11 protein-coding genes are annotated in these 12,213 nt (G+C 38.5%); 7 read left to right on the top strand and 4 right to left on the bottom strand.

Annotated features, from left to right (window positions below; translation table 11 throughout):
- Positions 1 to 71 precede the first annotated feature (71 nt).
- Both H5120_RS09425 and H5120_RS09420 read left to right on the top strand, forming a co-directional pair.
- On the top strand, positions 72 to 1,886 hold the full coding sequence (locus H5120_RS09425) for a DNRLRE domain-containing protein (protein WP_182674183.1): 1,815 nt from the start codon (positions 72 to 74) through the stop codon (positions 1,884 to 1,886).
- 234 nt (positions 1,887 to 2,120) lie between these two features.
- Positions 2,121 to 3,146 carry an energy transducer TonB gene (locus H5120_RS09420; RefSeq protein ID WP_182674182.1) on the top strand — a complete coding sequence of 342 codons (1,026 nt, stop codon included), beginning with the start codon at positions 2,121 to 2,123 and terminating at the stop codon, positions 3,144 to 3,146.
- A 62-nt stretch (positions 3,147 to 3,208) separates the two neighbouring features.
- Here H5120_RS09420 and H5120_RS09415 read toward each other — a convergent pair whose 3' ends face one another.
- The gene (locus tag H5120_RS09415) at positions 3,209 to 4,393 is read right to left on the bottom strand and encodes a DUF1624 domain-containing protein (protein WP_182674181.1); all 1,185 of its coding nucleotides are present in this window, start codon (positions 4,391 to 4,393) and stop codon (positions 3,209 to 3,211) included.
- 148 nt (positions 4,394 to 4,541) lie between these two features.
- The gene (locus tag H5120_RS09410; protein WP_002960738.1) at positions 4,542 to 4,958 is read right to left on the bottom strand and encodes an MgtC/SapB family protein; all 417 of its coding nucleotides are present in this window, start codon (positions 4,956 to 4,958) and stop codon (positions 4,542 to 4,544) included.
- Between the two features lie 512 nt (positions 4,959 to 5,470).
- On the opposite strand from H5120_RS09410, the gene H5120_RS09405 reads away from it, so the two are divergent.
- Entirely contained in the window at positions 5,471 to 5,845 is a 375-nt protein-coding gene (locus tag H5120_RS09405) for a hypothetical protein (protein WP_008134020.1), read from the top strand.
- Here H5120_RS09405 and fghA read toward each other — a convergent pair.
- Together fghA and H5120_RS09395 are read right to left on the bottom strand one after the other, a co-directional pair.
- Entirely contained in the window at positions 5,799 to 6,641 is an 843-nt protein-coding gene (gene fghA / locus H5120_RS09400; protein ID WP_182674180.1) for an S-formylglutathione hydrolase, read from the bottom strand. The genes H5120_RS09405 and fghA overlap by 47 nt on opposite strands.
- A gap of 72 nt (positions 6,642 to 6,713) precedes the next feature.
- Complete coding sequence (locus H5120_RS09395) at positions 6,714 to 7,835, bottom strand: S-(hydroxymethyl)glutathione dehydrogenase/class III alcohol dehydrogenase (RefSeq protein WP_002960732.1); 1,122 nt, start codon at positions 7,833 to 7,835, stop codon at positions 6,714 to 6,716.
- Between the two features lie 134 nt (positions 7,836 to 7,969).
- Between H5120_RS09395 and H5120_RS09390 the strand changes: the two genes are divergently transcribed.
- The 4 genes from H5120_RS09390 (at position 7,970) to H5120_RS09375 (ending at position 12,132) form a co-directional block, all read left to right on the top strand.
- On the top strand, positions 7,970 to 8,842 hold the full coding sequence (locus H5120_RS09390) for a LysR family transcriptional regulator (protein WP_182674179.1): 873 nt from the start codon (positions 7,970 to 7,972) through the stop codon (positions 8,840 to 8,842).
- A gap of 147 nt (positions 8,843 to 8,989) precedes the next feature.
- Positions 8,990 to 10,207 (top strand): lipoprotein-releasing ABC transporter permease subunit, encoded by a 1,218-nt coding sequence (locus tag H5120_RS09385; protein WP_182674178.1) that lies wholly within the window; start codon positions 8,990 to 8,992, stop codon positions 10,205 to 10,207.
- Positions 10,200 to 10,898: a lipoprotein-releasing ABC transporter ATP-binding protein LolD gene (gene lolD, locus H5120_RS09380; RefSeq protein WP_033029411.1), complete on the top strand. Its 699-nt coding sequence runs from the start codon at positions 10,200 to 10,202 to the stop codon at positions 10,896 to 10,898. Before H5120_RS09385 ends, lolD begins: the two co-directional genes overlap by 8 nt.
- Positions 10,888 to 12,132: a lipoprotein-releasing ABC transporter permease subunit gene (locus H5120_RS09375; RefSeq protein WP_182674177.1), complete on the top strand. Its 1,245-nt coding sequence runs from the start codon at positions 10,888 to 10,890 to the stop codon at positions 12,130 to 12,132. Before lolD ends, H5120_RS09375 begins: the two co-directional genes overlap by 11 nt.
- Positions 12,133 to 12,213 lie beyond the last annotated feature (81 nt).

The raw sequence follows: 12,213 nt of genomic DNA, 5'->3' as shown, positions 1-12,213 counted from the left end.
GTGCTTGAACAGATAATGATTAATTTTTGCTTAATTACATACTCAGATTACTAATTACTTTAGGAATGGCAATGAAATTAACCTTAATAATTCGTTGGATAGAAGGTAAGTTTTTACTTAGGTTCTATATTTTGCTGGTTGTACCTCAAATTAGTATTGCTTCAACCGTTTTATTTGATGACTATCCCCAGAATGGGACCTCTTTATGGTCTACCTCATCAAGTACATCAAACTTAACACAAATAGGTGAACCAGTAGCTGGTGGTGATAAAGCAATAGTATTGTCAGCCCATCATTGGACCCAGTCTGGTTTGCGCATTGCGCAAGTACCGCCATACGAAGACACTATCCTTGAAGCAAAAATATACAGAAAGGCAGGCAGTAAAGGGGCGCTCATGTTTCGTAGAGGCGAAAATTCATTAAAGATAAACCTAGACAAATCTAATAGCGAGTTTTGGACCATTAATGGCAAGCCAGGGCATAATGAATTTTTAGATGACACTTGGCATACAATTCAAATACACCTTAAGCACTTCAATCTAAATGAGGGGGAGAATGTACTAGCAGTAGGTATACAAGGCCCTTTCGATATAGGTGTATTTTATATGGATTCAGTTTACTTTAAAGAGAATAAACCGGTTGCAACTATTGATCCTCCAGTGCCAGGGAATTGGGTACTTTCTTTTGAGGATGATTTTAACCATAACACACTAAACCCTGATAAATGGAAAGTTGGCAAGCAATACTTAGGTATGAGTGGCCTTGCTGCTAATGCAGGGAGTGACAATATTAGCGTTGAAAATGGAATGCTAAAGTTCACAGCAGAGAAAGAGCTACTTAATCAAGGGAATAAAACGAACCATTATAAAGGGGCTGAGGTCAGTACTTTTGGCAAATTTAGGCAGCAATATGGTTATTTTGAAGCCAAAATTAAGTATGACTCAGTTCATGGTACGTGGCCTGCTTTTTGGATGCTATCTGATAAAGGTATTTATGGTAGTGATACATATAGGCGCCAAGCTTTATTGAAATTTAGTCTAGATGGTATATCAGATACGGTTGATTCAGCATTTTTAAAGTTCAAGGTTTCTAAAGCAACAGATAAAAGTAGTGTGGCGGTACATAAAACGCTTTCAAGTGATTGGTCTCAGAGTACAGTAACATGGGATACAAAGCCTAAGGTTGACCCAATTTGGTTCGTCCACCGCTATGGATCCTTATCAGGGGATATTATAGAGGTAGATGTTACTGAATATGTTCAAAAGCAAAAAATTGCGGGAAATGATGCCAGTTTTTCCTTGGTCGATAACTACATGAAAGGCCAGCTTTTAGAGATATTTAGTAATGAGGCAGAAAATTATGCTGACAGGCCATTACTAGCTGTTAACGGTATAGATATAGGAACAACTGATGATGCAACAGTTCGTGGCGGTGAGTACTCAAGCGAAAACTTTGGTGATAAACCCAATTTATTAATTAAAGATATGTGGGGGGATACGTCTACGACTTTCGGGGGAGGTATGGAGTTCGATATCATGGAACATTTAGGGGTATGGGGCGAAGATGTCAGTAGCGCAGCTTTGCATTGGGATGGATACGGTAGTGAGCATGCATTTGTTGGGTCAGATAAACTTTACCTTAATGAAACAGAAGATGATTTTCATCTATTCGGTATGCATTGGGCTCCTAATTATGTAGGGATATATATCGATGGTGAAAAAGTATGGGAGAGCGAAAGCGAGCGAATTGGCAGCTTACCATCATATATAATCTTATCATTACAAGTAGGTGGATGGGACGGTAATACACGTAATATTGATGATGAGTTTTTTTCTACAATGCTTGTTGATTATGTCAAAGTTTGGGTGAATCAAGACCAAGATTAGCATTACCGTTTAGGGTAAATCGGGTTTTGGAAGGACTAAAACTGATTTAAATTTTTACTTAGTAAATTTTGACTCAAGAGTTGCTGATTAAAGCGCCTTTGTTTGTGGCTGTGGTTTTTATTATAAAAGCTAAAATAAAATTGATTAAAAAGCACATGTCTTTAAGGATTAACTTGCTTTTATGTCGATCGTTTGTTTCTATTATATAAACACTATCTAGGATGGATAAAATCGATGAAAAAACTCATATTAGCGCTTTCTTTAACTTCTGCTTTTACTCAACTCCCTGCGTTTGCTGACGACTTTGTCCCTGCAGAGGTGATTAATAAAAATTACGATCAACTTACTAATACCTCACCGCGTGCGTCTCGATTAGAAGGAATTAATTTAAGTAGTTATCTTGTTGATGAAAACGGCCAAGTGAGCGATATCGAAATTGTAGCTACAGCTGGTCAAAAAAAGTATCAAAGAGAAGTAATGGACTACGTGTCTAAGCTCAACTACAAAAGTGCAAAATTAAATGGCGAGACTATACCTGTAGCAAAAACTATTACTGTAAGTTCGCAAAATTTACATGCTGGTTTTTCAAATGACAAAGCGTCTCGCGGCTTTTTTAATGATTATGAACAAGCTAGTAAGTTAATCGATGAAAAGAAATACGATGAAGCTAAAAGCCGTATTGATGAGTTAGAAAACGAACATACGAAAAATACGGTTGAGATTGTTTTGCTTGCATGGCTTAAAAGCCAGCACAGCTATTTTGTACAAGATTGGAAGAGCTTTGATCAGCACATCAACGAAGCGTTTTTATTTCGAGGTAACCTACCAGATCAAATTCAAAAGCGTGTGATAAAAAATGCATTACAATGGTTTATATCAAAACAAGATTATGTAAGTGCCTATGACGCAATAGATGCGTTAGGCAATATTGAATCCATCACTTTTACACAGCAAAATAAGGAGCAGTTATTAGCTCAAGTTAATGACATTTATAAAAGTTCTGGCGATATAAAACAACAAATAGAGCTATTGCCTAAGCAGGCGGTATTACCTTTATTGTCAAAAAGTGAAGTAGCGCTTGAAGCGCAAATGCCGCTAACTAAAGTCCAGTTACGCTGCGAGAACAAAGTAGTAAATTACGATACAAGCACAATTGATAAAATTGTAATTTCACAAAACGATGTGCGTTGTGGGTTATTAATTAAAAGCGCTCAAGCACAAACTGTTACGCTAAAGCAAAGTGGTGATAGCTTTTTATAAGTTTTACGTATTGGTTAATGACATAAAACCCCGCAAATATTATGCGGGGTTTGTGTTTTTACTTATATATATTTAGCAATTAAGCTATGTTTGTGGCTTCGCTTCCAAACAATGTATCGCTTAGCGAGTAGGGTTGTTAGCCCTATTACAACGGCTATAAATAAAAGTGTTGCTGTGTAACTCATGCCATAACCTTCAGGCAAACCAACGAGAGTATCTGCGTAGGTCATATCGCTAAAATTAAAGCCAAGAATAGGTATAAGTAACCAAGCAATAGCATGTAATAAATACAAATGCACAAGGTATGAAAACATACTTGTTTTACCCAGTACTTGTAAAAAGTTATGCGAAAAATCGGTTTTTAAACCACTTAATGCTTTTAAAGAAATAAGTCCAAGGCCTACTGTAAGTAGCATAAACTGCAGCGAAAGCGGATACTTTGTTGGGTTTAGAAACGACATAACAGTGAGTAATGAGCTTGTATTTATAGCAAACTGTGACATATCACCGTATAAGTTAAATCCCCGTAAAACGCCATAAAGCGCAAGGCAAGTAACGCCTAATAATAATGCGTGATTCATCACTTTTTTACTGTATTGTTGCGCTTTGTAATAAACACCAGCGCAATATGCCAATGCCATTAAGCCAACAATGGGGGCAACTGGGTAGGTTGTTCTAATTTGAAAATCAAATGGGAGATCAAGTACATTTTTTTGATGTGCAATAGACCAAGCAGTATGTGCAAATGTATTAGGCTCAAAGCTTGTTCCATCAAATAAATTATGCCCAAACACGAGTAATAAGCCTGCTACAAAAATGGCATAAATGCCCAGGAAACGCAGCAGTCCTAAAATAACAAAGCCCCAGCCGATAGCCCAAATAACTTGTGCGTATAGCATTGGGTATAATGGGTTAAAGCTCCAAGACCACGAAACAATAGTAAATTCAAACAAAATTAGCACTAAACCACGAATAATCAAGCTTTGTGAAAATGCTTTAGTGGATACATATTTATGCTCTGTTATAGCCGCAGATAGACCTGCTAAGAATACGAAGAGTGGTGCGCAAAAGTGAGAAACAAAACGCGTAAAAAAGGTAACGGGATCAGTCCCTGGAATGGTCATCGGATCGGTAACTGAGTAATTAAGGCAATAATACATACCATGGTCAATAACCATAAATATAATTATAATGCCCCGTAATATATCAATATGATGTAAGCGGTTATCGGTTGAAGGTAGCGACATAAGAGAGCTATATAGAGTGATTTAAAAACTGCATTTATTATATGTTATATTGTATCAAATTGAAATCGTGTATTTATATTTTGCCAGTAATTATACACCTAATACGACCAATATCTGCTCGCATTACTTGTAATAATACAGCTAATTATCACTTAAACTTTTTTACATACCTTAGCGTTATAAAATTAATAATGGCGAGCAAAATGGCTATTTCGTAACGGCTATAGGCTACAGCTATACCAATTAAGCCCATATTCCAAATACTGGCTGCGGTTGCTGTACCGGAGGTTGATTTGTTATTTTTCAAAATTGCGCCACCGCCAATAAAACCAATGCCAGTAATGATGCCTTGTAACATTTTAGATTGAGCTTCTGCGCCATCTAAAACCGACATAGCTATTAATGCATACCCACACGATGCAACCGCAACAAGAGGAAAGGTACGAAGGCCTGCACCATCATGGCTACGCTCTCTGTCGTAAGCCATAGGTAGCGCAAGTAGGTATGCAATACCTAAATGTATTAAGTTATCGATGATTTCATTCCACTGTAAATCAATTTCCATTATTGAGCCTATGCGGGTTAATTTTGTTAATAACAAGCAAACAACGGGCCATTGCATAAATAACTAATAATCAATGGTTTATTGTAGGAAGCTGAGTTTAATAAAAATTATTGAGGAAACTTTTACATGTTTTTATTACTATTTTACGCGATAGTTAATTTGATCTGAGTTTTAAAGACCCGTATTCTTTTATCCTACCTAAAAGACACCTATGTGAACCTTTTACCTTTAAATAAAACATTAATCACAACAACTAAACTTAAAAAACAGCGTTACTATTTTGCGCTGGGTTATCTGTTTTTGCTTTTTTATTTCCTGAATTTCTCACAGAACACTTACAACCTACCATTAATAAAACTTTAGGTTATTTAGGATCGCCATTTTTTATATAGCAGCTGGTGGGTGTTACAAGAGAGTTTATAAATGATTTTAGGTAGTAATACTTACATTTTTTTACAGAGTTACAATAAAAAACGTATACAATTTAGGTAATATTTTGTTTAGGATGAATGATGAAAACAATTATTGTACTTTTGTTTTTTTATTGCCTTTCTGGCTGTACAGTTGCGGGCGCTATCATTGATGGGCAAGCACAATCTCAGGCGCGTAATGATAAAAATAGTATTAGCCCGGCGCAGTCAACACCTTATAAAAACCCACTAGAGCCAGTACCTACAGATAAAAACGGATTTAACTTTACTGATATGGGATTAAAGATAGATTCGGCTCTTGTTAGCCTAGTTAAAGGGGAAAGCACTACTACGCAAGTATGTAGGCAGGTCACTAAAAGTCTAAAAGAGTGTGTAGAGGTAGAAAAGTCATCTCTACACACTAATGAGTCTAAGCAGTTAAAAACTGATGATGAAATAATAAGTGTTGGTCAATAAAGCTGCTTATAAAAAAGTAGCTATGATCGTAGCCTGCTTGCATTTCAAGTGTAAGCGGGTAGCTTTTTTTATCAGCAATAGCGACTAAGTTTTCTGGCTTAAGTTGCTCTTGTAAAAAACCATCGGCATCACCTTGACTCACTAACATAGGTAAGTAATTAGCTTGCTCTGCGTTTTTCATCAGCTCGCAGCTGTCGTATTGCTTCCAAAGCGCTTTATCATTTCCTAAATAACCAGTAAATGCTTTTACACCCCAAGGGCATTCAATCGGATTTACAATAGGGCTAAAAGCCGAGGCACTTACAAACGCAGTCGGGTTTTTAAGTGCGACCATTAATGCACCGTGCCCGCCCATAGAGTGACCGCTAATTGCTTTTGTGCTTGTTACCGGAAAATGTTGTTCTATCAATGCTGGTAATTCACTAACAACATAATCGTACATATTAAAATGGGTGTTGTAAGGAGCTTGCGTGGCATTTACGTAAAAGCCTGCGCCTTGTGCAAAGTCGTAGCTGTCTTCATTGGGTACGTTTTCGCCACGCGGGCTGGTGTCAGGCGCTACAATAGCAATACCCAGCTCTGCTGCTTTTTTAAATGCACCGGCTTTTTGCATAAAATTTTCGTCGGTACAGGTTAATCCCGATAACCAATAAAGTACCGGTACTTTATTTGCTTCACTTGCGCCAGGTGGTAAAAATACGGCAAAGCGCATAGTGCAATGTGTACTTTGCGAGCTGTGAGTATATTGCTTATGCCAACCGCCAGACACTTTTACACTTGAGATATTTTCTAACATACTTAATCCTTAAAAGCCGTAAACTTAAAAGTATTACGGCTTATTAATAAGCTATTTTACGAATGCAGTTTATTAGTAATGAATGACTGTACGAATACTTTTGCCTTCGTGCATTAAATCAAACGCTTCGTTAATATCTTCAAGGCTCATTGTGTGAGTAATAAAGTCGCTAAGAGCAAATTCACCTGCCATGTAACGCTCAACAATTTCAGGAAGTTGTGAACGGCCTTTAACGCCACCAAATGCACTACCACGCCATACACGCCCAGTTACCAGCTGAAACGGACGGGTTGATATTTCTTGGCCTGCACCTGCCACACCAATAATTACCGACTCACCCCAACCTTTGTGGCAACACTCAAGCGCTGAGCGCATTACGTCAACATTACCGATACATTCAAACGAGTAGTCAACGCCGCCGTCTGTCATTTCAACAATAACTTCTTGAATTGGTTTGTCGAAATCTTTTGGGTTAATTAAATCAGTAGCACCTAGTTTTGTAGCTAAATCGAATTTAGTGGTGTTTATATCAACACCAATAATACGACCTGCACCAGCCATTTTTGCGCCAATAATCGCAGACAAACCAATACCGCCTAAGCCAAATATAGCAACAGTGTCGCCAGGCTTTACTTTAGCTGTGTTGGTAACTGCGCCCATACCTGTTGTTACACCACAGCCTAGTAAGCAAATCTCTTCTAGTGATGCTTCTTTATTTACTTTAGCAAGTGAGATTTCTGGCAATACAGTGTACTCAGAGAACGTTGATGTACCCATGTAGTGATAAATTGGTTGGCCGTCTTTAAAAAAGCGTGTAGTGCCGTCTGGCATTAGGCCTTTACCTTGTGTTTCGCGCACGGCTGAACACAGGTTAGTTTTACCTGAAGTACACATTTTACATACGCCACATTCTGCAGTGTATAAAGGAATAACATGATCCCCCACTTCAACACTCGTTACGCCTTCGCCAACTGCATAGACAACACCAGCGCCTTCGTGACCTAAAATAGCTGGAAATATACCCTCAGGATCTTGGCCCGATAATGTAAATGCATCAGTATGACACACACCTGTAGCGGTAATCTTTACCATAACTTCGCCTTTTTTAGGCATCATCACATCAACTTCTTCAACACTAAGTGGTTGATTAGGACCCCAAGCAATGGCAGCTTTTGATTTAATAAATTCAGACATGTGTTTTATTTCCTTTAACTGGCTATTAAAAAATAATTGTAGACCCAATTTGTTTGGGTGATGGGCTTATTGTATTTGTTTCTCAAATAATGATAATCTCAATTTTATTAAAACACTTTTACAGTATGGTAATAATGGCACGTTGGGATGGAATTGATGAGTTTATAGCGGTTGGTGAAGAGGGTAGCTTTACTGCGGCTGCAAAAGTGCTTGGGCTTTCGGTTGCGCATATTAGCCGCCATGTTACGGCGCTTGAGAAACGTTTAAATACCCAGCTTTTAACCCGTACTACTCGTAAAGTGGTTTTAACTAAAGAAGGCGAAGTGTATTTACATCAAATAAAGCACTTACAACACGCTATGGACGAGGCAACTCAAGGTCTTGCCACGCACCAAACTACACCAAAGGGTAAAATTAAGCTCACAGCCCCTGTTATGTATGGGGAAACGTTCATTATGCCTATAGTGCATAACTTTATGAAGGATCATCCCGAGGTCGAAGTTGTTGCCACATTAAGTAACGAACAAGAAAATTTATTAGAGGGCGGATTTGATTTAGCCATAAGGTTAGGGCATTTAAAAGATTCGAGCTTAAAAGCGCGTAGGTTAAGTGCGCGGCGTTTTATTATGTGCGCGGCACCACAGTATTTAACGCGATTTGGTGAGCCGCATACTTTAGGCGAGCTAAACAGCCATGAATGTTTAATTGGGAATAGTAGCTACTGGCGCGTAAACGAAAATGGGCGCGATAAACACATTAAAATAGCGGGGCGGCTACAGTGTAATAGTGGTTGGGCGCTGGTGGATGGCGCAAAAAAGGGGCTTGGTATTGTACAGCTCCCAGACTACTACATTGAAAACGAAATTAACTCCGGGCAATTGGTGCCTATTTTAACACCCTATCAACCACAGCAAGAAGGAGTATGGGGCGTATATCCACCAAGGCAGTTTGTGGCGACTAATGTACGGGTATTGCTCGATTATTTAGTCGACGGGCTTAAAGCTTAACCGCGAATTAATGGTTAAACACGTATTGCTGTAAATATAGCCAAGTATCAGATTTTTAAATTATTTCTTACATTTTACGCCATACCCAAAGACACTTTTTTCGTGCTACTATTGCTCAATACTTTTACGATAAGTGTTAAAAATAATATGTTTCAACCGGTTAGCTTATTTATAGGGCTTAGATATAGTCGCTCATCTAAAGGAAATGCGTTTATATCGTTTATTTCGTTTTTTTCTATTGCCGGTATCGCTATTGGTTTAATGGCATTATTTACGGTAAGCAGTGTAATGAACGGGTTTGAAAATAGCCTAAAAACCAATATGCTTGGACTTATTCCGCATGTTGAAGTTAGCGCAGGTAAACACACTGCCACCCAAATGAACGCCCTAAAAACCGACCTCGAACAATCTCCTTATGTTGATCATGTAAGCTTATATCGCCACGGCGAAGCTATTTTGCAAACGAATAAGGACTTGCACGGCGTTTTATTACAAGGCCTTTATAACGATAGTGGTTCTTTGTATAAAATTACCGATAAAATAGTGCAAGGCGATTGGAAAACTGTATTAAACAAAAATTACAACATTGCTATAAGCCGTTATTTGAGTCGTAAATTAGGCGTTAGCGTGGGTGATAAGCTTCGCGTTATTATGCCTAATGCTTCAACATATACACCTCTTGGGCGAGTACCCAGCCAGCGTTTATTTAAAGTGGCCGCAATATACGAAACAGGATCTGAGATAGATATGGCACTTGCGTTTACAAGTGGCGCTTCACTACAACGGGTATTAAAGCTGGATAAAAACACTGCCCCAAATTTAAGTGTTTCATTGCACGAACCTTTCGAACTAGATGAGTTTATTGAAGCAAGCCAGCGTATTTTACAAGATCATAATTATAGTGATTGGCGCAGTACCCAAGGTACTCTATTTGCAGCCGTTGCTATGGAAAAGCGCATTATGTCTATGTTGCTTGCCCTCATTGTATTGGTGGCTGTATTTAATATTGTATCGGCATTAACCATGATGGTAAGCGAAAAACAAGGTGAAGTGGCTATACTACAAACGTTAGGTTTAACACCTTCGCAAGTGCAAAAAGTGTTTATGGTGCAAGGCTTATATAACGGCGTAATTGGTACCGCAATAGGCGCATTTTTAGGTGTAATATTTAGTTTATATATAAATGAGCTACTTGCATTAGTGGGCTTAAACTTATTGGCGGGTATAGAGCTTCCGGTAAAATTTGATATTTTGAGTTTAGTAATAATAGCGTTTGCCAGTATTGCTATGAGCTTTTTAGCTACCTTATATCCTGCGCGTAAAGCCGCAAAAGTAAAACCAGCAGAGGTATTACGTTATGAATGATTTAGTAATTAGTTGTGAAAATTTAAGTAAAGTTTATCAAGATGGCAGCAACCAAGTTGAAGTATTAAAAGGCGTTGATTTAGCGCTGCAGCAAGGTGAAATGCTCGCTATTGTGGGGAGTTCTGGCTCTGGTAAAAGTACGCTTTTACACATACTTGGCACATTAGATACCGCAAGCTCAGGTAGCGCTAAAATTAGAAACCAAGAAGTTGCAAAACTTTCGCGAACAGAGCAAGCCGCATTTAGAAACCAAAACTTGGGCTTTATCTATCAATTTCATCATTTATTAATGGAGTTTAGCGCAGTTGAAAACGTAGCTATGCCATTATTAATTAAAGGCTTGAGTGCAAAAGAAGCCAAAGCTCAAGCGCTCGATATGCTCGAAAAAGTAGGCCTTGCACATCGCAGCTCGCATAAACCGTCTGCGCTTTCTGGTGGAGAGCGCCAACGCGTGGCTATTGCCCGTGCACTGGTTACAAAACCTGCTCTTGTGCTTGCTGATGAACCAACCGGTAATTTAGATAAACAAAATGCGATTAAAATTTACGATTTAATTAATGAGCTTAACCAAAGCTTAAACACCAGTTTTGTGGTAGTTACACACGATTTAGAACTTGCCGATAAGCTAGGCAAAATAGCTTATTTAGACGATGGAAAACTAGCTATTAAAGAGTCGCAGCATGTTGCTTAGTGCATTTTTAAGTAAACGTTTTAGAGCCTATTCAGGCCACAAAGATGAAAAAAACGGCTTTGTTAGTTTTATCGCTAAAGCGTCGACTATTGGTATTTTATTAGGTGTCGCGGTTTTAATTGTGGCGCTGTCGGTAATTAATGGTTTTGAGCAGCAACTAGTACATAGATTGCTAAGTGTTGTGCCGCAGGTTGAATATGTAGCACCAAGTAGACCCATTGCAAATTGGTCGCAAAAGGTTGAGGATTTACAAACACAACCTCACGTAACAGGGGCTGCGCCATTTATTGCCGTTAACGGAATGGCGCAATATACAAGCCAGCTAAAAGCGATAGAAATTCGAGGTGTTGAGCCATCGCTCGAGAGTAATGTATCGGCGGTAAACCAGTTTACCAGTGGTAAATTAGTGAGTCAGTTAGGCCTTGACGATGTAATTTTAGGTAAGCAAATAGTAAAACAGTTAGACGCCAAAGTAGGCGATAACATTACATTACTTATTCCGCAAATTAGTCAAAAAGGTCAATCATTATTAGCGCCTAAACGCGTAACACTTAACCTTGCAGGTGTTATAGAAATGGGCGGACCGATTGATAGTACCGCTGCATTTATACATCTTAACAAAGCACAGCAAACATTGGGTTACGATGAAACCCAAGTAACAGGGCTGCGTTTAAGTGTTGATGATGTGTTTTCGGCGCACCAAATAGCGCTAAAAGTAGGGCAAACTATTGACGACTACGTGTATGTTTCCAGTTGGTTTAGAACCCAAGGTAGCCTTTATCAAGATATTCAAATGGTGCGTACCATTGTTTATATTGTGGTGTTTTTAATTATAGCGGTAGCCAGTTTTAATATTGTATCGTCCTTAGTGATGGAAGTACGCGAAAAACAAGGCAATATCGCGATTTTAAAAACCATGGGCGCGAAAGACAGTACTATTTTAGCCACCTTTGTAATGCAAGGCTTAATGCAAGCATTTGTAGGCGTGGCACTAGGAACACTAATTGGTGTGGTATTAGCGCTTAATATAAGTGAGCTTTTTACGTGGATAAGCCAATTATTTGGAGCCAATCCACTTGAGGGCGTTTATTTTATAGAGTTTTTACCAAGTAAATTAGTACTTGAAGACATTGGTATTACAGTGATTGTTACGTTTGTGCTTGCGATACTTGCTACCATTTATCCTGCATGGCAAGCAACACGCGTAGATCCTGCCAAGGTGCTTGGTAACTAGGTATAAGAAGCTCAGATAAAAATTAATAGGGTGGTATTAGTAAACCTGTTAAACTAGGTGCTTATTTAAAATTAAGCAATA

It is taken from the genome of Pseudoalteromonas sp. SR43-2 (assembly GCF_014163885.1).
GTDB lineage: Bacteria > Pseudomonadota > Gammaproteobacteria > Enterobacterales > Alteromonadaceae > Pseudoalteromonas > Pseudoalteromonas distincta.
The sequence above is the reverse complement of the archived record's forward strand: the minus strand, read 5'-3'. Positions and strand labels throughout refer to the sequence as shown.

Bases quoted from the DNA above. Each gene is read 5' to 3' on its own strand.
- H5120_RS09420 (WP_182674182.1), top strand. From the start codon at position 2,121: ATGAAAAAACTCATATTAGCGCTTTCTTTAACTTCTGCTTTTACTCAA.
- H5120_RS09415 (WP_182674181.1), bottom strand. From the start codon at position 4,393: ATGTCGCTACCTTCAACCGATAACCGCTTACATCATATTGATATATTA.
- H5120_RS09375 (WP_182674177.1), top strand. From the start codon at position 10,888: ATGTTGCTTAGTGCATTTTTAAGTAAACGTTTTAGAGCCTATTCAGGC.
- H5120_RS09395 (WP_002960732.1), bottom strand. From the start codon at position 7,835: ATGTCTGAATTTATTAAATCAAAAGCTGCCATTGCTTGGGGTCCTAAT.
- H5120_RS09410 (WP_002960738.1), bottom strand. From the start codon at position 4,958: ATGGAAATTGATTTACAGTGGAATGAAATCATCGATAACTTAATACAT.
- H5120_RS09390 (WP_182674179.1), top strand. From the start codon at position 7,970: ATGGCACGTTGGGATGGAATTGATGAGTTTATAGCGGTTGGTGAAGAG.
- lolD (WP_033029411.1), top strand. From the start codon at position 10,200: ATGAATGATTTAGTAATTAGTTGTGAAAATTTAAGTAAAGTTTATCAA.
- H5120_RS09405 (WP_008134020.1), top strand. From the start codon at position 5,471: ATGAAAACAATTATTGTACTTTTGTTTTTTTATTGCCTTTCTGGCTGT.
- H5120_RS09385 (WP_182674178.1), top strand. From the start codon at position 8,990: ATGTTTCAACCGGTTAGCTTATTTATAGGGCTTAGATATAGTCGCTCA.
- fghA (WP_182674180.1), bottom strand. From the start codon at position 6,641: ATGTTAGAAAATATCTCAAGTGTAAAAGTGTCTGGCGGTTGGCATAAG.
- H5120_RS09425 (WP_182674183.1), top strand. From the start codon at position 72: ATGAAATTAACCTTAATAATTCGTTGGATAGAAGGTAAGTTTTTACTT.